This is a genomic window from Achromobacter sp., assembly GCF_032102605.1.
In the GTDB taxonomy this organism is placed as follows: domain Bacteria; phylum Pseudomonadota; class Gammaproteobacteria; order Burkholderiales; family Burkholderiaceae_B; genus Achromobacter.
This window is the reverse complement of sequence record NZ_DAMDGT010000004.1, coordinates 319,242-339,552: the sequence shown is the minus strand read 5'-3', so window position 1 is coordinate 339,552 and position 20,311 is coordinate 319,242. Positions and strand designations below refer to the sequence as shown.

The following is a 20,311-nucleotide window of genomic DNA, read 5'->3' as shown; positions in this document are numbered from 1 at the left end:
CCGCGGCGCGGGGCAGTCCATAAGGATAGCAGTCGCCAGAGGCTTGGCGTATCCCGCATTCAGGCGGTCCGGCGGGCCAGGCCGCCCTTCATGTCCACCCGCGACAATAGGACCAGTCCGCCAACGAAGAACAGTCCGGTGACAAGAATGGCCAAGCGGTGGTTGCCCTCGGTGACCCACGTCACCAGGCCGTAGGTCAGCGGTCCGATCACGGCGGCAAGCTGCACGGCGAAGGTCCATAGCGAATAGAACTCGGCCAGCCGTCCGGGCGGCGCCAGCGCGCCGGTCATGGCCCGGCCCGCGCTCTGCGTGGTGCCCATGCACAGCCCGGCCAACGCCGCGGCAACCCAGAATACCGGCGCCGTCACGGCCGCATAGGCCACCAGCACCATTACGATCCAGCCGACGAGCGTAATGGCCAGCGCCGGCTTGTGGCCGATGCGATCCTGCACGTAGCCGAAGGAGAACGCGCCCGCCGCCGCACCGATGTTCACGGTGAACACCAGCAGCATGATCTGCGGCGTGGTGAAGCCCATGACTTCGGCCGCATAGACGGCCGCCAGCGTGATCACTACCGAGATGCCCGCCTGGTAGCAGGCGATGCACATCAGCAGACGCCGGAACTCTGGAAAATGCAGTCCGGTCTCGCGCCACGCAAAGGCCAGCCGCCTGAGCATGTGCAGCGCGGCCGGATTACCCGGCTGCGGCCGGGCGCGTTCGCGCAGCATGAAAAAGGACGGCAGCGCGGCCAGCGCAAAGACGGATGCCGTGACGACGACGACCCAGGGGACGAATTGTTCCGCCGTGGCGCCGCGCGCCTCGGCCAGCGTCACCACGACGAGCGAGAGCCCGAGGGTGAGCATTCCGCCGCAATAGCCGAAGCTCCAGCCCCACCCGGACACGCGCCCCAGCGCCTGCGGCCTGGCCAGTTCCGGCAGGAACGCCGCAACCACGGATTCGCCCACGCAATAGCAGTAGTTGGATACGACGATGGCGGCCAGCGCCAGCCAGACATCGCCCGGCCCGGCCTGAGTGAGCACCAGGGTGGCCGCCACGCAGCCCATCGTGCTGGTATAGAGCAGGCGCCGCTTTCCGGCACGCGCGTCAGCGCGGGCGCCCAAGGTGGGCATGGTCAGCATGATGATCAGGTACGACAGCGACAGCGCCGACGTCCAGGCCAGTGTGGCCCACGTCGCGCGTGCGGCGACCACGCCGACGAAATAGGTGCTGAAGACCGCCGTGAGGATCACGGTGGTGTAGCCGGAGTTCGCGAAGTCGTACATGGCCCAGGCAAAGACTTCGCGTTTGGCGACGCCGGGGTTCAGCGGACCTGTGTCCGTTCCCCCGACGTCGTGCGCGGAAACGCCTGCCGGCGTTTCCGGCGGCAGCGCCTGGCTCATAGGCCCAGCGCGGCGATGCCTGCTTGCGCGATCTGCACGTCTTCGGTCGACTTCACGCCCGAGACGCCCACGGCGCCGACGACCTGGCCTTCAACCACGACAGGCACGCCGCCCTCGAGCATGCCTTCGATCAGCGGCGCCGACAGGAACGAGTAACGGCCATTGTTGATGAGCTCTTCGTACACGCGCGATTCGCGGCGGCCCAACGCGGCCGTCTTGGCCTTGGCGGGCGCGATGTGCGACGAGATGGGAGCCGCGTCGTCCAGGCGCAGCATGCCCAGCAGATGGCCGCCATCGTCGGTCACCGCGATGGTGACGGCCCATTTGTTCTGCAAGGCGTGTGCTTCGGCCGCGGCCAGGATCTTCTTGACGTCGTCGGCGCTCAGCACGGGTTTGGTTTTCATTGCAGTGACTCCTTGATCTGTTCGAGGGCGTTAGGGTCTTCCATGGTGGTGAGGTCGCCGGGATCGCGCGATTCGCATACCGCGACGATCGCGCGGCGCAGCACTTTGCCGGAACGGGTCTTGGGCAGTGCGCCCACGAACCGTATCCTGGCCGGCCTTGCGACCGCGCCCAGCTGTTCCTCCACCAGCCGCATGATATCGCCTTCCAGCTGCTTTGCCCCTTCCGGCGTGTCGGCGCCAGCGGGATTCTTCAGCACGGCGAATGCCATGGCCACCTGCCCCTTCAAGGGGTCCGCAACGCCCACGACCGCGCACTCCGCGATGCCGCTGTGGCTGTTGACCGATTCCTCGATCTCCCGCGTGCCCAACCGGTGACCGGCCACGTTGATCACGTCGTCCGTGCGGCCCAGGATGAACCAGTAGCCGTCCGGATCCACCAGCCCCCAATCGAACGTGGAATACACCTGCCGCCCCGGGATGGATGTGAAATAGGTTTGAACGAAGCGCTCGTCGTCGCCCCAGATGGTGGACATCGCGCCGGGCGGCAGCGGCGGCACGATGGCCACCACGCCCTTCTCGTCCGGCCCCAGATCTTCGCCGGTGGATTCGCTGACGATCCGCGCGTCGAACCCATAGACCGGAAACGACGGGCTGCCGAAACGCGTGGGCACTTTTTCGACCCCAGGCTGCGCCGAGAGGATCGGCCAGCCCGATTCGGTCTGCCAGTAGTTGTCGATGATGGGTTTGCCCAGCCCCTCGGAAATCCACTGGGCGGTCGGCTCGTCCAGCGGTTCGCCCGCCAGGTACACGGCCCGCAACGTGGACAGGTCGTGCTGCTTGAGCAGCGCCGGGTCCTGCCGCTTGAGCACGCGCACTGCCGTAGGCGCCGAGAACAAGGTGTTCACGCCAAACTGCTCGACCAGCTTCCAGAGGATCGCGCCGTCGGGGCGGACGGGCGTCCCTTCGTACAGGATGGTGGCCTGGCCGCCGATCAACGGGCCATAGACGATGTAGGAATGTCCCACCACCCAGCCGATGTCGCTGGTGCAGAAATAGGTGTCGCCCGGGCGGCCGTCGAACAGGTATTCCATGGACGACGCCAGCGCCACCGCGTAACCACCCGTGTCGCGTTGCACGCCCTTGGGTCGGCCCGTCGTGCCGGACGTGTAGAGGATGTAGCTGGGCTCGGAAGATTCCAGCCATTCGACCGGCACGCGGGCGCCGCGATGGCGTTCGCGCAAGGTGGCGTAGTCAAGGTCGCGTCCCGCCACGGGCTCGAAGGGGGACAGGCCCCGGTTGAACACCACCACGGACGACGGCGGCGACTTGGCCAGCCCCAGCGCCCGGTCCAAAAGCGGCTTGTAGGCCACCACTTTGCCCGCACGCGAACCGCCATCCGTGCAGACGATCACCTTGGGCTCGGCATCGTCGATGCGCTGGGCCAGGTTCACGGAAGCAAAGCCGCCGAACACCACGGAGTGGACGGCGCCGATGCGCGCGCAGGCGAGCATCGTGAACACGGCTTCCGGCACCATGGGCATGTAGAGCAGCACGCGGTCTCCGCGCCCGACGCCCAGTTCGCGCAGCATGGCGGCCGCGGCGTTGACCTCTTCGTAGACGTCCTGGCGCGTGTAGATGCGCTCCTGGTCCACCTCGGTGGACACCCAGATCAGGGCGGGTTTGTCAGCCTGCGTGGGCAGCCAGCGGTCTACCGCGTTGTAGCAAAGATTGGTGCGGCCTCCAACGAACCACTTGGCGAATGGCGGTCGAGAAAAATCCAGCACAGACTCGAAAGGCGTTTCCCAATGGATGCGCGTGGCCTCCTCGCGCCAGAACGCGTCGCGATCGTGAACCGAGCGATACTGGAAATCCCGGGTTCTTTGCATGTTTGTCTCCTGGTATTGTTCATAGGCCTTAAGGCTGATTGATTTCTTGTCAAATCTTTTCGGTCATTCTGGTAGGCAAACCTTGCACGAGGCTTGCCGCAAGTCAAAAAATTCTTCCAGATGTCCACGCTGCATGGATATTTAGGGCCGTTACGTCACGAATCGGCCTTAAAAGTTTGGTAGAATCCCCGCGAAGTTGCACACAATTGTTGATTTTGCTGACATTTCGGCCTGATCCCCGGCTAATGCCTGGGTTCGTGTCGTCATCGGCTGATCATCCCCAGGCGAATGCATCGACACTCCATACTCGCGCGATTCAATTCATCCACTGGCCAGGCAAAGCGCGGTCTGCGCATGCTCGCGCTGGTTGCATGCGTCGCGGGTCTTGCGGGTTGCGCCAGTACTAGTCAAAAGTCAACCGCCCATACGTCCGAGATCGATCCGTACGAAATGGAATGGGTAGCCACCTCCGATGACCCCATCGGAATGCTGGTGGTGCAAAAATTCAAGCGTGAACGCCAGCGCACCCTTTCGGGTGTCGGCAGCGACAACGCCATGGTCAGCGAGGCCCTGAACCATCTGGGCATCCGCTACCGCTTCGGCGGCAACTCCCCCGACACCGGTTTCGATTGCAGCGGCTTGGTCGCTTACTCGGCCGAACGTTCCCTGGGCCTGAAGCTTCCGCGCAATGCCGCCGAGATCGCCCGACAAGGCATCTCCGTCGCCAAGAACGAACTCAAGGCCGGCGACCTGGTCTTCTTCAACACGATGGGCCGCCGCTATTCCCACGTGGGCATCTACCTGGGCGACGATCGCTTCGTGCATTCGCCCAGCGCCGGCGGCGTGGTGCGTGTCGAAAACATGACCATGGCCTACTGGACCAAACGCTACAACGGCGCCCGCCGCCTGGACAACAGCCTGTTGGCATCGGCCCGCGCGGCAAACTGACCGCGCCGCCCTTCGGCACCATAGTCGCACGCGGGCCAAACGGCGCGCCATCCCCCTGAATGCAAAACGCCGCCGGACTTTCCAGTCCGGCGGCGTTTCAGTTTTTTCTCTTCGCGGCTTTTCAGGCCGCAGGCCGTGACGGCCTCCCCAGTTTTCTGTGCATGCGCGGCAAGACGCGTCGAATCAATGCACGGTGCCGGCGCGCGGGCACAGGCCGCACTGCTGCAGCGCCTGCTGCATGCTGCATACGGAACGGCGACAAGCAACGACCCTGATGCCACCACGCTGCGCCGCGTTGCGGAAGGTCTTCATGACGTTATGGCCAAGGAAATCGGTCAGCAAAATGACCAGTTGGGTGCCCGAGGGCAATTGCAGGGTCTTCTTTTGATGCGAGGGATCGCGCCCGCTGATGTGGTGCGTGATCGAGATGTTGTGTCCTTTGAGCAGATCGGGAATATTGCCGAGGCGGTCGGCGCCTACTACCACTGCACTAAGTCCTGCCGTCATGATGAACCTCACTGGGTCGTTGAGCCTGGATGTAATGATAATGATTCCTATTTTTTCGTCAACTCAAATGAGATCAGTTCTTATTTAATTATTTTTATGAGCTTATGGAAAGGGATAGCCGCCCGCCCCTTCCGTCCAGCCCTGTCCCGCAAAAAAAAACGCGGCGTCACCGGGACGCCGCGCCTGTTGCCGCAGAGAGCGGAGCTTTCGTTACTTGGGCGCGCCCTGCACGGCGTCCGTGACGACGGCCCGGGTCAGCGACGGCGCCAGCATTTCCAGGAAGGTGTACACGTAGTCGCGCAGGAAGACGCCAGCTTTCACGCCCACCCGGGTCGTGTGCGTGCCGAACAGGTGGCCTACCGGCAGTCCGACCAGGTTCGAGTCCCGGCGCGGGTCGTAGGCCACGCCGGCGATGATGCCGATGCCCAGGCCCACGTCGACGTAGGTTTTGATCACGTCGGCGTCGATGGCCTCGAGCACGATGTCGGGGTGGATGCCCTGGTTCGCGAAGATCTCATCGATCGTGCTGCGGCCGGTGAAGGCGCGGTCGTAGGTCACGATGGGATATTCGGCCAGTTGCGCCAGCGACAGGCGCTTGGCGGCGCTGGAAGTCAGTTCCGCCAGCGGATGGTCCGGGCGCACGACGACCGTGTGTTCCCACGCATAGACGGGCAAGGTCGCAAGGCCAGGGGTCAGGGCCAGCGACTCGGTCGCCAGCGCCAGGTCGGCCTGCTCATGCAGCACCATTTCGGCAAGCTGGGCGGGGCTGCCCTCTGCCAGCGACAGGTGGACTTTGGGAAACTGCTTGCGGAACGCCGGGATCACGCGGGGCAGCAGATACCGCGCCTGCGTGTGGGTGCACGCGATGACGAGGCCGCCCTCGTCCCGGCGCGCGAATTCGTCGCTGACTTTTTTCAGGTTGTCGACTTCGCGCATGATGCGGTCGATCACCTGGGACACCGCCAGGCCGGGCTTGGTCAGCCCCTTGATGCGCTTGCCATGCCGTTCGAAGATCTTGATGCCCAGCTCGTCCTCGAATTCGATGATGGCCTTGGACACGCCCGGCTGTGAGGTATAGAGCATCCGGGCGGCTTCGGTAAGGTTGAAGTCGCGCCGGATGGTTTCACGCACGAAACGAAATTGCTGGAGGTTCATTAATTGGCCCCTGATAGACGGGCCAATTATAAGTAATAAGAGCGCCTTGCTATATGAATTATTCGTATAAGCTTAGGAGCAAGGCGTCCCCCCTTTTCAGCGCATCGAGATCGTGGTGTTGACGGTCTTGGCGTGCGCGGACCAACGGGCGGTCACGGTTTTGGTCTGCGTCCAGAACTGGACCGCCTGCTTGCCGTTGGGCCCGAGGTCGCCCAGCTTGGAGCCGCGCGACCCCGTGAAGCTGAACCACGCGACCGGCACGGGGATGGGCACGTTGATGCCGACCTGACCGACGTCGATGTTGTTCTGGAAGTAGCGCGCCGCGCCGCCGTCCTGCGTGAACAGCGCCACGCCGTTGCCGTTGGGATTGCGGTTGATGAACGCCACCGCGTCCTCCAGCGTTTCGACGCCGACGCAGCACAGGACCGGTCCGAAGATTTCTTCGGTGTAGATGGTCATGTCCTCGGCCACGGCGTCAAAGACCGTCGGGCCCACGAAGTTGCCTTCCTCGAAGCCCGCCACCTTCAGGTTGCGGCCGTCCAGCAGCAGCTTGGCGCCTTCGTCCACGCCCTTCTGGATCAGGCTTTCGACGCGCTTCTTGGCGTTGGGCGAAACGAGCGGGCCCAGATCGGCTTCGCGGTCCGTGCCGGCGTTGACCTTGAGCTTTTTCGCGCGCTCGACGAAGTCGGGCAGCCAGTTGCGCGCCTCGCCCACCAGCACGGCCACCGACGAGGCCATGCAGCGCTGGCCGGCGGCGCCGAAGGCCGCGCCCAGAAGCTGGTTCAACGCCACTTCGGGGTCCGCGTCCGGCAGCACCACGCAGTGGTTCTTGGCGCCCATCATGGACTGGCAGCGTTTGCCGGCGGCCGATGCGCGGTTGTAGATCTCGGTGCCCACGCGCGTCGAACCGATGAACGACACTGCCTTGATGTCCGGATGTTCGCACAGACCGTTGGCCGTTTCGGGGCCGCCGTGGACCACGTTCAGCACGCCGGGAGGCAGGCCGGCTTCCAGCGCCAGTTGAGCCAGGAATAGCGACGAGGTCGGATCCTGCTCGGACGGCTTCAGAACGAAGGTGTTGCCGCAAGCCACGGCAATCGGGAACATGAAGCACGGCAGCATCACGGGGAAGTTGAACGCGGTGATGCCCGCGCACACGCCCAGCGGCTGGATGAGGGTGTAGACGTCGATGCCGGACGCCGCGTTTTCCGCGTACTCGCCCAGCTGCAGGTTGGCGATCGAGCACGCGTGTTCGACCACTTCCAGGCCGCGGCCCACTTCGCCTTCGGCGTCGGGTAGCGTCTTGCCGTGCTCGCGGGTAATCATCTCGGCCAGCTTGCCGGTGTTGGCGCGCAGCAGTTCCTGGAACTTGAGCATGACGCGCATCCGCGCGCCCTGCCCGCTGTTGCGCCAGGTCTTGAAGGCCTCCTTGGCGTTGGAGACGGCCAGGTCCAGTTCTTCGCGCGTGGCGAAAGGCACCTTGGCAACGACCTCCTGGTTGGCGGGGTTGATCACGTCCCGCCATTCGGTGGTTTTGGACTGCACGAGCTTGCCGCCGATCAGTAGCGGTACGCGGGGGACTTCACTCATTTTGATGCTCCTCACACTGCATTGGTCGATGCGGAAGGAATTCCGCGTTCTTGAATCTTGCCGCGCCCGCACCAGCCTTCGCGGGCGCGTGGTCTTATTTCTTCACCAGCGGGCAGGTGGAATCGGCCAGGGGCTGGAAGGCTTCGGCCGCCGGGATGGTGGCCACGAGCTTCGAATAGTCCCAGCCGCCCTTGGAGTCCGCGGGCTTCTTGACTTCGTACAGGTACATGTCGTGGATCACGCGGCCGTCGGGCCGGATCGACGCATTGCGCATGATCGGATCCTTGATGGGCTGTTCGCGCATCTTGTCGGCGACGACTTTGCCGTCGGTGCTGTTGGAGGCGGCCACGGCGCGCAGGTAATGCAGCACGCTCGAATAAACGCCGGCCTGCGTCATGGTGGGCTTCAGGCCGCGAAAGGCCTTTTCAAAGCGCGTCGACCATTCCCGCGTGGCATCGTCGTAGTCCCAGTAAAAGCCGTCCACGTAAGACAGGCCCTGGGCGTTTTCCAGGCCGAGCGCGCGCAGGTCGGACAGGAAGATCAGCAGCGACACCAGGCGCTGGCCGCCGGCGACGATGCCGAACTCGCGCGCCTGCTTGACGGCGTTGACCGTATCCTGGCCGCCATTGGCCAACGCCACGACCTGCGCCTTGGAGCTCTGGGCCTGCAACAGGTACGACGCGAAATCGGGCGCGTTCAGGGGATGCCGCACGCTGCCGGCGACCGTGCCGCCCAGCGCCTTGACGGCCTTGACCGTGTCGGCCTCCAGCGAGTGGCCGAACGCATAGTCCACGGTGATGAAGAACCAGGATTTGCCGCCTGCCCGCACGGTGGCCTTGGCGCCGCCCGCGGACTGCGAATAGGTGTCGAACATCCAGTGAAAGCCCACGGGCGAGCAATCCTTGTTGGTCAACGCCGTGGTGGCCGGCCCCGAAAACATCACCACCTTGTTCTTTTCGCGGGCGATGCCCTGCACGGCAAGCGCCACCGCGGAATTGGTCAGGTCGGCGATAGCGGTGACCCCGTCGCGGTCGAACCATTCGCGAGCCCGGGCCGCGCCGACGTCCGCCTTGTTCTGGTTGTCCGCGGACACCAGGTCAATCTTCATGCCCTTGCACTCGGCGGCCAGGCAGTCGTCGATGGCCAGTTGGGCCGCCGCGACCGAGCCCGCTCCCCCCATGCCGGCATAAGTGCCGGACATGTCCGTCAGAATGCCGATCTTCACTGGCGGCTTGTCTGCCGCGTAAACCTGACCCAGCAATGCGGCGCCCAGACACAAGCCTGCGGCGACTCCGCGTGCGTGCACTTTCATGGATTTGTCTCCTGAGTTTTTATGCGCTGATTTCTAGCGTTATGGCGCCGTCTTTGCGGCTAGCGGTCCCAGGGCATAGCCCAAGGCCAGCCGATCCAGTGTAGATGTGTGAAAATCAACAAGCAACACCAGAAATGCACATTCCTTGTGCATTTCCGCACAGTAGAAACGGGCCCTCGCACATGGGCCGGAGAGCCGGAATTTGCTGGATTGGGACAGCCTGAGATATTTCCTGGAAGTGGCCAGGACGCAGCGCGTCAGCGCGGCGGCGCGCAAGCTCGGCGTCGAGCACACGACCGTATCGCGCCGCATCCGGGCGCTTGAGACGGAGCTCGACACCCTGCTGTTCGAAAAGTCGCGCAGCGCCGGCTTCGTGCTGACGGATGACGGCCAGCGGCTGTTCGTCCACGCCGAGCAGATGGAAAGCGTGGTGCACACGGCGCGCGAAAACCTGTCCGGCATCGGGCAGGCGCTATCGGGCCACCTGCGCATCGGCGCCACCGAAGGCTTCGGCAGCTATGTGCTGACGCCCCTGGCGGCGGACTTCCAGCGGCGCTACCCGCACATCACGCTGGACATCCTGCCGGTGCCGCGCTTTGTCAGCCTGTCCAAGCGCGAGGCCGATCTGGCCATCACGATCGAGCGCCCCCAGCGCGGTCCGTATGTGTGCAGCAAGCTGTGCGATTACACCCTGCGTCTGTACGGCACGCCCGACTACCTGGCGCGCCACGCGCCCATCCGGAAACGCGCCGACCTGGCGGATCACACGTTCATCGGGTATGTGGACGAGCTGCTGTTCAGCGAACGGCTGCGCTACCTGGAAGACCTGCTGCCCGCCAGCAAGGTGGTGCTGCGCAGCACCAGCGTGGTGGCGCAATACCACGCGGCGTTGCAAGGCCAATCGCTGGCGATCCTGCCCTGCTTCATCGCCGCGCAGGACCCTCGGCTGAAACCCGTGCTGGAAAACGAGATCGAGATCACGCGCTCGTTCTGGATGTATTGCCACGAAGATCTGCGCAAGCTCAAGCGCGTCACCGTGCTGTGGGAATTCATCCGCAAATCGGTGTTGAAGAATGCGGATCTGCTGGCGGGCCGGGGCGGGAAGATGCGTTACCTGCCCTGACCGGGCGCCGGCGCCGCTGGCGCTGGCGGCAATTCCGCTTTCTAGGCGCTGTTCTTCGGCGCCTTCACGCGCAGGCGGCGCATCAGCAGGTACGCGGTCAGCAACGCCACCGCCCCGTGGATCGCCCACACGCCCAGGCCGAAGCTGAGCTTGCCGTTCGAGATCCAGGCGCGCGACAGATTGATCATGTTCATATAGAGCAGCCCGACCAGCCCGGCGATCAGCAGGTCGCCCGAACGACCCAGACGCGGATTGACCGCACCCAGCGGAATGGCCAGCAGCGCCAGATTCAGCGCCGCCAGGGGCAGCGAGATGCGCCACATGACTTGCGACCAGCTGCTGTTGGTATTGTCTTCCATGAGCTGCGGCGTGCTGCGCGCCTTGGAAGAACGCTCGGCCGCGGCGCGAGCCTCGGCCACCGGGTCGTCGCCGGACTTGCTTTCAAGGCGCAGGCCGTACTTTTCGAAATGCACCAGGCGCAGCTCGGGCGTGCCCGGCTTCAGGTCATAGCGGTGGCCTTCGCCCAGCACGAGGAAGCGGTCGCCGTTGGGCAGGGTTTCGCTGTGCGCGCTGCTTGCAGTCAGCACACTGAGCCATTCGGGGCCGATCTCGCGGGCGAATACGTTGCCCAGTTCGTCGCTGGGATTGACGGGGTCTTCGGCGAAGAACACGCGGCTGCCGCCGGACGATTCCGCGAACTGGCCGGCCGTGACCTTGGACAGGTCGGAACGCTGCTCGAACCGTTCGTGGTATTCGCCGATCTGGCGGTAGGCCCACGGCGAAGCCACCAGCGTCAGGCCCGCCACCGCGATGGCCACCGGAACCGCGACTCGCAGCACGGGCTTGAGCCAATCGGCCAGAGACAGGCCGCTGGCGAACCACACCACCATTTCGGATTCGCGGTAATTGCGCGTGACCGTGGTCAATACGGCGATGAAGATCGACACCGCCAGGATGGTTGGCAGCGCGGTGATGGTCGACAGCGCGGCCAGGACCACGACGACGTCCGCTCCGATGTTGCCTCCCGCGGCCTCGCCAAGCAGGCGCACGAGAAGCACGCTGAGCCATACGATGAGCAACGTGGAAAAGACAACGCCAGCGTGACTGGTGATCTCGCTGACGACAGAGCGTTTAAATAGAGACATGGGAGAATATGCGGGATAATCGACCGCATCATACACAGACGCACACGGGAAACCCTCATGGAATTTAGCACACAGACCACTGCTTCCCTGCACCAGGTCAAAACCGCCGCTCTCGCCGTCGGCGTGTACGCGGATGGCGTGTTGAGCCCCGCCGCCGACATCATCGACCGCGCGTCCAACGGCGCCGTGCGGTCCGTTGTCAAAAGCGAATTCCGCGGCCGCGCCGGCTCCACCCTGACGCTGCGCAACCTGCCGGGCGTCGCCGCCCAGCGCGTGGTCCTCATCGGCCTGGGCAAGCAGGATGAATTCTCGGCCCGCACGCATGCGTCGGCCGAACAGGCCTTTGCCGCGGCCTGCGTCGCCGCGCAGCTTACCGAAGGCGTGTCCACGCTGGTTGCCAACCCCATCGCCGACGTGGACGTGATCGCCCGCGCGCGCAGCGCCGCCATCGCGGCCGGAGCCGCCGCGTATCACTACGACGCCAGCTTCGGCAAGCCGGATCGCGACGCGCGTCCCAAGCTCAAGAAAATCGTGCAGGTGGTCGAACGCGCCGACGCCGCCCAGGCCCAGAAAGGCCTGCGCGAAGGCGCCGCCATCGCCAATGGCATGGAGCTCACCCGCACGCTGGGCAACCTGCCGGGCAACATCTGCACGCCCACCTATCTGGGCGACACCGCCAAGCGCCTGGCGCGCGAGTTCAAGTCACTGAAGGTCGAAGTGCTGGACCGCAAGCAGGTCGAAGCGCTAGGCATGGGATCGTTCCTGTCCGTGGCCCGCGGTTCCGAGGAAGCGTTGCGCTTCATCGTGCTGCGCCACGCGGGCGCCAAGCTGGCCAAGAAGGCCGCCAAGACCGCTCAGGGCCCCATCGTATTGGTCGGCAAGGGCATCACGTTCGATGCCGGCGGCATCTCGCTCAAGCCCGCTGCCACCATGGACGAAATGAAGTACGACATGTGCGGCGCGGCCAGCGTGCTGGGCTCGTTCCGCGCCCTGGCCGAACTCGAGCTGCCGCTGGATGTGGTCGGCCTGATCCCCGCCTGCGAAAACCTGCCCAGCGGCAAGGCCAACAAACCGGGCGACGTCGTCACCAGCATGGCCGGCCTCACCATCGAAATCCTGAACACCGACGCCGAGGGCCGCCTGGTCCTGTGCGACGCCCTGACCTACGCCGAACGCTTCAAGCCGTCCGCCGTGATCGACATCGCCACGCTGACCGGCGCCTGCGTCGTCGCGCTGGGCAACGTCAACACCGGCCTGTTCTCGAAAGACGACGGCCTGGCGGACGCACTGGCGTCGGCTGGCCGCCGTTCGCTGGACACCGCGTGGCGCATGCCCATGGACGACGCCTACCAGGAACAGCTCAAGTCCAACTTCGCCGACCTCGCCAACATCGGCGGTCCCCCGGCCGGCGCCGTCACGGCGGCGTGCTTCCTGTCGCGCTTCGCCAAGGCCTATCCCTGGGCGCACCTGGACATCGCGGGCACGGCCTGGCGCGGCGGCAAGGACAAGGGTGCAACGGGCCGCCCCGTTCCCCTGCTGATGCAGTACCTGCTGGACCAGGCTTGAAGCGCCTGTCCCCGGAAGCCGCATGATGCGCATCGACTTTGCTTTCGGCGCGCCCGACCGCTTGCGGACGGCCTGCCAGGTCGTGCGCAAGCGCTTCCTGGCCGGCCAACGGCTGGTGGTGTACTGTAAAGACGGCTCTCGGCTGGCCGCGTTCGACCGCATGCTCTGGGCGTTCGACGACACGGCCTTCGTGCCGCACGTGCTGGCCAACGATCCCCTGGCTTCCGAAACACCGGTGGTGCTCACCGCCGGCGATCCCGGCCAGGCCGCGCAAGCGGTGGCGCAGGCCAACCAGCCCGCGCCATGGCTGCTGAATCTGGATGACGAATGCCCGCCCGGATTCGAAGCCTTCGAGCGCCTGCTTGAAATCGTCTCGGACGATCCCGACGACAAGCAGGCGGCCCGCCAGCGCTGGCGCACGTACCAGACGGCCGGTCACACGCCGCAAAGCCACGATCTGAGCCGCACGGCGCCCGGCGGCTGATCGCCCCTTCTTCCCGGCGCGCGCGTCCGTCCGCCGCGCCCTTCAGAACTTCGGGAGTCCTCATGCCCTCTCGCTCATCCGACCCCGGTATCCCCACCCTGACCCAACGTGCCGAACCCTCGCTTCATGAACCCACCCGCGACGACGCCGATGCGCCGCTGCTGACGGAACTGGCTGACGAAGCCGGCCCCACGTACGACGACGACCCGTTTCCCGTGCTGACCGATGTCGCGGACGAGGACGAGGACGAGTCGCCCGCGCCCGCCCCCGCCCCCGAGCCGGAGCGCCGGCTGGCCGCAGCGCAGGCGGCGGCGCTGCCCGACGCCACCGTGCTGGCTGCGCGCCTGCAGGCCGAGGTTGAACAGGCCATGCGGCAGGCGCTGGCCGACGCCATCGAGCAGATTCAGGAGCGCATGGATGCGGAACTGCCTGCTATCGTTGCCCGTGTGCTCCATGAAGTTCGCCGGGGCTGACCTTCGGCAAACCGCAGCCGAAGTCCCCGGTCTAATTCCTCTTCAAACTGGATTCTTCAGGGAACTGTAAGGTATCCTTCGCATCTAAGCCTTCTAGGCAATCACTATATTTGCCGTATACAGGAGTTCTCCATGAACGAATATCGTCCGTCCCCTTTTAACCGTTCCGGCTCGGTCGCCGGCGCGCCGGGCGAGGTCGCTCGCAACCAGGTCCTGCGCAACACGTACTGGCTGCTCGCCCTGTCGCTGATCCCGACGGTTCTGGGCGCCGCAGTCGGCCTCTACACCGGCATCAACCGCGTCATGGGCGCCAGCCCGGGCTTGTCCGCCATCGTATTCCTGGTGGGCGCCTTCGGCCTGATGTTCGCCATCGAAAAGAACAAGAACAGCTCGCTCGGCGTGGTCCTGCTGCTGGCCTTCACGTTCTTCATGGGCGTCATGCTGTCGCGCCTGCTCGGCTTCGTCATGGGCATGAGCAACGGTTCGCAGCTCGTCATGACGGCGTTCGGCGGCACTGCAATCGTGTTTGGCACGATGGCCACCCTGGCCACCACCATCAAGCGCGACCTCTCGGGGCTGCAGAAATTCCTGTTCATCGGGGCGGTGGTGATCCTGGTGGCCGCTCTGGCCAACATCTTCCTGCAGCTGCCCGCCCTGATGCTGACCATCTCGGTGCTGGCCATCGTCATCTTCTCGGCCTTCATGCTGGTCGACCTGCAGCGCGTGGTCAACGGTGGTGAAACGAACTACGTTTCCGCCACGCTGGCCATCTACCTGGACGTCTACAACGTCTTCTCGAACCTGCTGATGCTGCTGGGCATCTTCGGCGGCAATCGCGAGTAACACCCACTCGCCAGACCGGTACACGGGGGCCTACATTCAAATGTAGGCCCCTTTTTCATTGTCCAACCCTTTGCCCGACGGAGCCCCGCCATGCCCGACCGCCGCCGCTTCCTCCAGACCGCCGCCAGCGCCGCCTTGTTGGGATCGGGCTTGCCGGCATGGTCGGCCGCCCCCGCGACTTCGATGCTGACACGCTCGATCCCCTCGTCCGGCGCGACGTTGCCGGTGATCGGGCTGGGCACCGCCGACACCTTCAATGTGCCGCCCGGCGACGCCGCGGCCATGGCGCCGCTGGCGCAGGTGCTGCAGACCCTGATGCAGGCGGGAGGCACGCTGATCGACACCGCGCCCAGCTATGGCGACGCAGAGGCCGTCACCGGCGCGCTGCTGGCGCGCGACCCAGGGCTGCGGGCCCGGCTCTTCCTGGCCACCAAGATCAGCACCCGGGGCCACGAATCCGCCATGCGCCAGGTGCGGCAATCCCAGAAGGACCTGGGCAGCGACAAGCTGGACCTGATCCAGGTCCATAACCTGATCGACACCCGCAACCAGCTCGCCCTCCTGCGCGAGCTGAAGCAGCAGGGCGTTACCCGCTACATCGGGATCACCCACTACACCGATCATGCGCATGACGAACTGACCGAGCTGGTCGAACGGGAAAAGCCCGATTTCCTGCAGGTGAACATGTCGGTGGGAGCGCGCAACGCTGAAAAGCGCCTGCTGCCCGCATGCCAGGCCAACGGCGTCGCGGTGCTGATCAACCGTCCCTTCCAGGATGGCGCGCTGTTTCGCCAGGTCAAGGGAGTGCCGCTGCCCGCGCTTGCCGCGGACATCGACTGCACATCCTGGGCGCAGCTGTTCCTGAAATTCATCGTCGGCCACCCCGCCGTCACGGCAGTCATTCCCGCTACGTCCAAGCCGGCGAACATGGCGGACAACGCCCGCGCCGGATTTGGCCGGCAGCCCGACGCCGCCATGCGCGAACGCATCGCCGCGCTGCTCGCCTGACGTCATGACGGCCGTCCTGGCATCCTGGCGCGCCCGCGCAGCGCGGGCCTTGGGAATCCGGGAAGAGGAACTCGCGCCCGCCGCCTGCGGCTTTGCGTTTTTCTTCTTCCTTTTCTGCGGCTACTTCATGCTGCGCCCGATCCGCGAGACCATGGGCATCCAGGCCGGCGTAAATCAACTGCAGTGGCTGTTCACCGCTACGTTCCTGGCCACGCTGGCCGTGGTGCCGCTCTTCGGGTGGATATCCGCCCGCGTCGCGCGGACCACCCTGGTGACCTGGGTCTACGCCATCTTTGCGCTGACCATGGTGGGCTTCGCCATCCTGCTTTATCTGCAGCCGGGCAGCGTCTGGACGGCGCGCACGTTTTACGTGTGGCTGTCGGTATTCAATCTGTTCGTGGTCTCCATCGCCTGGAGCCTGATGGCCGACGTCTTCCACATGGAGTCGGCCAAGCGCCTGTTCGCCCTGATCGCCGCGGGCGCCAGCGCGGGCGGCCTGTGCGGCCCGCTATTGGGCGCCTTGCTTGCAAGCATATTGCAGCCGGCGGGTCTGCTCCTTCTGTCGGCCTTGCTGCTGACCGCCACGCTGCCGCTCAAGCAATGGCTGCTGCGCTGGCGCGCCGCGTCGCGTCCGGAAATCGGCCTGGACGACATGCAGCGTCCAATCGAAGGCACGATACTCGCGGGCCTGTCGCGCATTTTTCAGTCGCGCTATCTGCTGGGCATCTCGCTCCTTGTTGTGCTGCTGGCCACGCTCAACACCTTTCTGTACATGGAGCAGGCCCGGCTGGTGGCGGACGCATTTCCAGACACCGCCCAGCGCATCCGCGTCTTCAGCGCGTTGGACTTTACCGTGCAGACCCTGGCGCTGCTGTCCCAGATCTTCATAACCGGGCGCGTGGCCGCCCGGCTTGGCGTGCGCTTCCTGCTGACCGCGGTGCCGCTGGCCGTGGCGATCGCGTTTCTGGCGTTGGCGGCCTATCCCGTCTTCGGCGTGCTGGCGGCCGCCATGATCCTGCGCCGGGCGGGCGAATATGCCCTCATCAGGCCCGGCCGCGAGATGCTGTTTACGGCGGTCTCGCCCGAAGACAAATACAAGACCAAGAACGTCATCGACACCGTGGTCTACCGGGGCGGCGACGCGGCCAGCGGCTGGGTCAAGGCGGGCGTGGACATGCTTGGGTACGGGGCGTCGTTGATCGCGCTGCTGGGCGCAGCGATCGCGCTGGGCGCGGCGGCAATCGGCTTTGGATTGGGCAAGAAGGCGGATCGGCGCAACGCCGACACTGATTAGATTTTGTCGAACACCCATCTGACTGGGCCAAACGGATTCCCGACTGCACCGACGCACAATGGCGCAGCTCTCAACGCCTCGGGAATCGTCATGAAACGCACCGCCTGCCTTGCCGCCCTGTTGCTTTGCCTTGCCGCGCCCAACGCGCAAGCCGATTATCCGGAACGCCCCATCACGCTGATCGTGCCTGCGGCCGCCGGCGGCAATGCGGACATCACCGCGCGCCTGGTGGGCCAGGAAATGAGCCGCTTGCTGGGCCAGCCGGTGGTCATCGAGAACCGGGTCGGCGCCGGCGGCCGCATCGGCACGCAGGCCGTCGTGCGGGCGCCGGCCGATGGCTACACTATCGGCTATGCGCACGTCGGCACGCTGGTGCTGCACCGCTACCTCTTCAAACAGCAGCTTTATGACCTGGACCGCGATATCGCGCCGATCGGCCTGGTGGCCGAGACGCCCAACGTGATCGTGGTGAACGCGTCTTCTCCGTACCGCGACCTGAAAGGCTTCATCGAAGCCAGCCGCGCCCAGCCAGACAAGCTGACCATGACGTCGGCGGATCCCGGCACCACCAGCGAGGTCGGCGTCAAGCTGTTCATCGCCCAAACCGGCGCCGCGGTGCGCCAGATCCCCTACAAGGCCACGGCCGCGCAGCTTTCCGATCTTTTGGGCGGCCATGTCGACTCCATGATGGAAAACCTGCCGCCCCTGATCGGCAACCTCAAGGACGGACGTCTGCGCGCCCTGGCCGTCACCACACGCAAGCGCGCCGCTTCCAACCCCGATGTGCCTACCGTGGCGGAACAGGGCTACCCGGACTACGAGCAGTCCGCATGGAGCGCGCTGGTTGCCCCGGCCGGCACGCCAACCGCGGCCATCGCCCGGCTGAATTCCGCGATGAACCAGGCGTTGCGTTCGGACGCCGTCAGCAAGGAACTGCGCAGCCGATCCCAGGAGCCCCTGGGCGGCAAGCCGCAAGACGTACAGACCCAGATTCGCAAGGAGCTGCCCAAATGGGAAAGCATCATCAAGGCCGCCACGCTGGATTGACCGGCGCACACCCCCTGACAGGAGCCGCCGCATGGTCCGCGTAAGCCGCGAGGACTTTTCCGTTGCGGCCGCCACCAATGCGTCGGCCTATCGCCGGGTCATGATTCCCGTGCTGCGTGTCGACGCGGGGCCCGGGCCGGCCGTCGCGTTGATCGCCGGCGTGCACGGAGATGAATGGGAAGGCCAGGCCGCCATCCTGGACCTCTGGCATCAACTTCCCGACATCCTGCAGCGCGGCACGGTCTACCTGCTGCCCGCCGTGAATGCCGAAGCTTCGCTGGCCGGCACGCGGCTGTCGCCCTCCGACGGCGGCAACCTGAATCGCGCGTTTCTGGGCGAGCCCGCTCGCGGCTACACGGAAAGCGTGGCGGCCGCGCTCGAGGCCCGGCTGTTGCCACGGGTTCAGGCCATGGTGGACGTGCACAGCGGCGGCGCGTCGCTGCGCTACCTGCCCTCTTCGGTCATCACGCGCTACGGCGACGACGCCTATGACGCGCGTCTGCCAGCGCTGGCGCGCGCCTTCGGGCTGCCCGATTGCGTGTACTTTCGCGGCACGGAGGCCGGCTCGATGCCCGCCGCCGCCAGCCGCCACGGTGTGTTGCGCCTGAGCGCCGAGATCGGCGGCGGCCGGGAAACCAGCCAAAGGCTGGCCGACCGTTGCCGCGACGGATTGCTGGGCTGCCTGGCCGAGCTTGGCCTGCTGCCGGATCGCGCGCCGCCTCAGGACCAGCAAGTCCGGCTTTACGACCTGGACGCGCCCACCGCCACCCTGCGCGCGCGCGAGGCCGGCGTGTTCGTGCCCGGCGTCGAACTCGGCCAATCCGTCGCCGCGCTCCAGCATGTCGGACGACTGATCGAACCCGCGCGCCCAGATACGCCCATGCGCACCCTGCTCAGCCCGCAGGCCGGCACCGTCGTCTGCCTGCGGCCAATCGCCCGCAGCGACGACGGGGACTGCCTGCTTCAGGTGGCGCCCGCCCTTCCCCTGGACTCCCTTGCATCAAAGTACTGACCCATGCAGATGAACCCTGGTTTGTCCGGCCTGCGCTGCATCCGCTGCGCCAGCCTCTGGTCCCCCGGCGACTATCCTGAAGGTTGCCCAAGCTGCCTCGCGGCCGGCCACCCCGCCACGCTCGAATGCCAATACGAGGCGTCCACCTTGGCGGGCGCCATTCCCCTTCCCGTGCTGTCGCCCATCACGCTGGGCGAAGGCAACACCCCCACCCTGGAGTCCGCCGAACTGGCGCAGGCCGAAGGCGTGGACCGGTTGTGGATCAAGTGCGAAAGCGCCAATCCCACTGGCAGCCACAAGGACCGCATGTCGGCGCAACTGGTGTCGCGTGCCCGCCTTGCGGGCGCAACACGCGTGGCCGCGGCTTCCAGCGGCAACGCCGGCGTGTCGCTGGCCGCTTATTGCGCTGCCGCCGGTCTGGACGCCGATATCGCCATCACGCGGAACTGCCCGCCCCTGCAACGCGAAGCGATGGAGCGCTTTGGCGCGCGACTGCGCGCCTTCGACGACAGCCTGGGCCGCTGGCCCTACGTCGCGGACCTGTGCCGCAACCAGGGCGCCTTCGCCGGCACCAACTACCTGAATCCCCCCGTGGGCACGCATCCGTACGGCGTGGAAGGCTACAAACCCATCGCGCAGGAGATCCTGGACGATTGCGGCGTGCCCACGGACATCATCGTGCCGACGGCGCGCGGCGACCTGCTGTGGGGCATCTTCCTGGGCTGGCAGCATCTGCTCCAGGCGGGGCGCATTTCGCGTCTGCCCCGATTGCACGCGGTGGAACCTTACGCGCGGTTGTCGCGCGCGCTGGAAACGGGCGACGCGCGCGGCCAGTGGGAAAGCGCGACGGAACAGTATTCGATTGCAGGAGGCACGTGCACGCTCCAGGCCCTGGAAGCCCTGGCCCGCTCAGGCGGCGCCCCGGTCGAGACTTCCGACGCACAAGCCGGGCAGGCGCGGCAACGGCTTGAACGCATGGGGCTGGGCGCGGAACTGTCATCGGCGGCCGCGCTGGCGGCCGTTTCCCGGCTACGGCGGGCCGGCAGACTCGACGCGGAGTCTTCGGTGGTGCTGATACTGACGTCGGACGGACGCCGGGGCTGAGTCAGACCGC

19 protein-coding genes are annotated in these 20,311 nt (G+C 65.7%); 11 read left to right on the top strand and 8 right to left on the bottom strand.

The annotated features are described in order from the left end of the window. Positions 1 to 59: 59 nt before the first annotated feature. The 3 genes from RT614_RS12025 to RT614_RS12015 are packed head-to-tail and all read right to left on the bottom strand — an operon-like array spanning position 60 to position 3,729. Positions 60 to 1,400 carry an MFS transporter gene (locus RT614_RS12025; RefSeq protein WP_313622335.1) on the bottom strand — a complete coding sequence of 447 codons (1,341 nt, stop codon included), beginning with the start codon at positions 1,398 to 1,400 and terminating at the stop codon, positions 60 to 62. Further along, positions 1,397 to 1,804, bottom strand: a complete 408-nt coding sequence (locus RT614_RS12020; protein ID WP_313622334.1) for a heme-binding protein — start codon at positions 1,802 to 1,804, stop codon at positions 1,397 to 1,399. The genes RT614_RS12025 and RT614_RS12020 overlap by 4 nt, the downstream gene beginning before the upstream one ends. After that, complete coding sequence (locus tag RT614_RS12015) at positions 1,801 to 3,729, bottom strand: propionate--CoA ligase (RefSeq protein WP_313622477.1); 1,929 nt, start codon at positions 3,727 to 3,729, stop codon at positions 1,801 to 1,803. The genes RT614_RS12020 and RT614_RS12015 overlap by 4 nt, the downstream gene beginning before the upstream one ends. Positions 3,730 to 3,978: 249 nt before the next feature. On the opposite strand from RT614_RS12015, the gene RT614_RS12010 reads away from it, so the two are divergent. Then, entirely contained in the window at positions 3,979 to 4,638 is a 660-nt protein-coding gene (locus RT614_RS12010) for a C40 family peptidase (RefSeq protein WP_313622333.1), read from the top strand. A 183-nt stretch (positions 4,639 to 4,821) separates the two neighbouring features. Here RT614_RS12010 and RT614_RS12005 read toward each other — a convergent pair whose 3' ends face one another. The 4 genes from RT614_RS12005 to RT614_RS11990 form a co-directional block, all read right to left on the bottom strand. Beyond that, positions 4,822 to 5,145: a DUF2325 domain-containing protein gene (locus RT614_RS12005; RefSeq protein ID WP_035212827.1), complete on the bottom strand. Its 324-nt coding sequence runs from the start codon at positions 5,143 to 5,145 to the stop codon at positions 4,822 to 4,824. 210 nt (positions 5,146 to 5,355) lie between these two features. Next, a complete protein-coding gene (locus RT614_RS12000) occupies positions 5,356 to 6,300 on the bottom strand; it encodes a CysB family HTH-type transcriptional regulator (RefSeq protein WP_008161940.1) in 945 nt (314 codons plus the stop codon). Between the two features lie 96 nt (positions 6,301 to 6,396). Continuing rightward, positions 6,397 to 7,890 carry a CoA-acylating methylmalonate-semialdehyde dehydrogenase gene (locus tag RT614_RS11995; protein ID WP_313622332.1) on the bottom strand — a complete coding sequence of 498 codons (1,494 nt, stop codon included), beginning with the start codon at positions 7,888 to 7,890 and terminating at the stop codon, positions 6,397 to 6,399. A 94-nt stretch (positions 7,891 to 7,984) separates the two neighbouring features. Next, positions 7,985 to 9,202 (bottom strand): ABC transporter substrate-binding protein, encoded by a 1,218-nt coding sequence (locus RT614_RS11990; RefSeq protein ID WP_313622331.1) that lies wholly within the window; start codon positions 9,200 to 9,202, stop codon positions 7,985 to 7,987. Positions 9,203 to 9,404: 202 nt separating this feature from the next. Between RT614_RS11990 and RT614_RS11985 the strand changes: the two genes are divergently transcribed. After that, positions 9,405 to 10,325 (top strand): LysR family transcriptional regulator, encoded by a 921-nt coding sequence (locus tag RT614_RS11985; protein WP_313622330.1) that lies wholly within the window; start codon positions 9,405 to 9,407, stop codon positions 10,323 to 10,325. Positions 10,326 to 10,366: 41 nt separating this feature from the next. Here RT614_RS11985 and lptF read toward each other — a convergent pair whose 3' ends face one another. Then, positions 10,367 to 11,470 carry an LPS export ABC transporter permease LptF gene (gene lptF, locus RT614_RS11980; RefSeq protein ID WP_313622329.1) on the bottom strand — a complete coding sequence of 368 codons (1,104 nt, stop codon included), beginning with the start codon at positions 11,468 to 11,470 and terminating at the stop codon, positions 10,367 to 10,369. Positions 11,471 to 11,527: 57 nt separating this feature from the next. Between lptF and RT614_RS11975 the strand changes: the two genes are divergently transcribed. From RT614_RS11975 to RT614_RS11935, 9 genes are all read left to right on the top strand, one after another. Further along, on the top strand, positions 11,528 to 13,036 hold the full coding sequence (locus RT614_RS11975) for a leucyl aminopeptidase (RefSeq protein ID WP_313622328.1): 1,509 nt from the start codon (positions 11,528 to 11,530) through the stop codon (positions 13,034 to 13,036). A gap of 22 nt (positions 13,037 to 13,058) precedes the next feature. Then, a complete protein-coding gene (locus tag RT614_RS11970) occupies positions 13,059 to 13,520 on the top strand; it encodes a DNA polymerase III subunit chi (RefSeq protein WP_313622327.1) in 462 nt (153 codons plus the stop codon). 62 nt (positions 13,521 to 13,582) lie between these two features. Continuing rightward, complete coding sequence (locus RT614_RS11965; protein ID WP_313622326.1) at positions 13,583 to 13,993, top strand: hypothetical protein; 411 nt, start codon at positions 13,583 to 13,585, stop codon at positions 13,991 to 13,993. A 132-nt stretch (positions 13,994 to 14,125) separates the two neighbouring features. Further along, positions 14,126 to 14,836, top strand: coding sequence for a Bax inhibitor-1/YccA family protein (locus tag RT614_RS11960; protein ID WP_175122939.1), 711 nt, complete (start codon positions 14,126 to 14,128; stop codon positions 14,834 to 14,836). A gap of 90 nt (positions 14,837 to 14,926) precedes the next feature. Next, a complete protein-coding gene (locus RT614_RS11955; protein WP_313622325.1) occupies positions 14,927 to 15,844 on the top strand; it encodes an aldo/keto reductase in 918 nt (305 codons plus the stop codon). A 4-nt stretch (positions 15,845 to 15,848) separates the two neighbouring features. Then, the gene (locus tag RT614_RS11950) at positions 15,849 to 17,138 is read left to right on the top strand and encodes an NTP/NDP exchange transporter (protein WP_313622324.1); all 1,290 of its coding nucleotides are present in this window, start codon (positions 15,849 to 15,851) and stop codon (positions 17,136 to 17,138) included. Between the two features lie 90 nt (positions 17,139 to 17,228). Then, on the top strand, positions 17,229 to 18,185 hold the full coding sequence (locus RT614_RS11945) for a tripartite tricarboxylate transporter substrate binding protein (protein ID WP_313622323.1): 957 nt from the start codon (positions 17,229 to 17,231) through the stop codon (positions 18,183 to 18,185). Positions 18,186 to 18,216: 31 nt separating this feature from the next. Then, on the top strand, positions 18,217 to 19,197 hold the full coding sequence (locus RT614_RS11940; RefSeq protein ID WP_313622322.1) for a succinylglutamate desuccinylase/aspartoacylase family protein: 981 nt from the start codon (positions 18,217 to 18,219) through the stop codon (positions 19,195 to 19,197). Positions 19,198 to 19,200: 3 nt separating this feature from the next. Next, on the top strand, positions 19,201 to 20,301 hold the full coding sequence (locus tag RT614_RS11935) for a pyridoxal-phosphate dependent enzyme (RefSeq protein ID WP_313622321.1): 1,101 nt from the start codon (positions 19,201 to 19,203) through the stop codon (positions 20,299 to 20,301). Positions 20,302 to 20,311: the final 10 nt, after the last annotated feature.

Excerpts from the sequence above, each read along its gene's own strand:
- RT614_RS11970 (WP_313622327.1), top strand. The coding sequence starts at position 13,059 with ATGATGCGCATCGACTTTGCTTTCGGCGCGCCCGACCGCTTGCGGACG.
- RT614_RS11995 (WP_313622332.1), bottom strand. The coding sequence starts at position 7,890 with ATGAGTGAAGTCCCCCGCGTACCGCTACTGATCGGCGGCAAGCTCGTG.
- lptF (WP_313622329.1), bottom strand. The coding sequence starts at position 11,470 with ATGTCTCTATTTAAACGCTCTGTCGTCAGCGAGATCACCAGTCACGCT.
- RT614_RS12010 (WP_313622333.1), top strand. The coding sequence starts at position 3,979 with ATGCATCGACACTCCATACTCGCGCGATTCAATTCATCCACTGGCCAG.
- RT614_RS11965 (WP_313622326.1), top strand. The coding sequence starts at position 13,583 with ATGCCCTCTCGCTCATCCGACCCCGGTATCCCCACCCTGACCCAACGT.
- RT614_RS12020 (WP_313622334.1), bottom strand. The coding sequence starts at position 1,804 with ATGAAAACCAAACCCGTGCTGAGCGCCGACGACGTCAAGAAGATCCTG.
- RT614_RS11955 (WP_313622325.1), top strand. The coding sequence starts at position 14,927 with ATGCCCGACCGCCGCCGCTTCCTCCAGACCGCCGCCAGCGCCGCCTTG.
- RT614_RS12025 (WP_313622335.1), bottom strand. The coding sequence starts at position 1,400 with ATGAGCCAGGCGCTGCCGCCGGAAACGCCGGCAGGCGTTTCCGCGCAC.
- RT614_RS12000 (WP_008161940.1), bottom strand. The coding sequence starts at position 6,300 with ATGAACCTCCAGCAATTTCGTTTCGTGCGTGAAACCATCCGGCGCGAC.
- RT614_RS11950 (WP_313622324.1), top strand. The coding sequence starts at position 15,849 with ATGACGGCCGTCCTGGCATCCTGGCGCGCCCGCGCAGCGCGGGCCTTG.
- RT614_RS11940 (WP_313622322.1), top strand. The coding sequence starts at position 18,217 with ATGGTCCGCGTAAGCCGCGAGGACTTTTCCGTTGCGGCCGCCACCAAT.
- RT614_RS11990 (WP_313622331.1), bottom strand. The coding sequence starts at position 9,202 with ATGAAAGTGCACGCACGCGGAGTCGCCGCAGGCTTGTGTCTGGGCGCC.
- RT614_RS11960 (WP_175122939.1), top strand. The coding sequence starts at position 14,126 with ATGAACGAATATCGTCCGTCCCCTTTTAACCGTTCCGGCTCGGTCGCC.
- RT614_RS11935 (WP_313622321.1), top strand. The coding sequence starts at position 19,201 with ATGCAGATGAACCCTGGTTTGTCCGGCCTGCGCTGCATCCGCTGCGCC.
- RT614_RS11975 (WP_313622328.1), top strand. The coding sequence starts at position 11,528 with ATGGAATTTAGCACACAGACCACTGCTTCCCTGCACCAGGTCAAAACC.
- RT614_RS11945 (WP_313622323.1), top strand. The coding sequence starts at position 17,229 with ATGAAACGCACCGCCTGCCTTGCCGCCCTGTTGCTTTGCCTTGCCGCG.
- RT614_RS12005 (WP_035212827.1), bottom strand. The coding sequence starts at position 5,145 with ATGACGGCAGGACTTAGTGCAGTGGTAGTAGGCGCCGACCGCCTCGGC.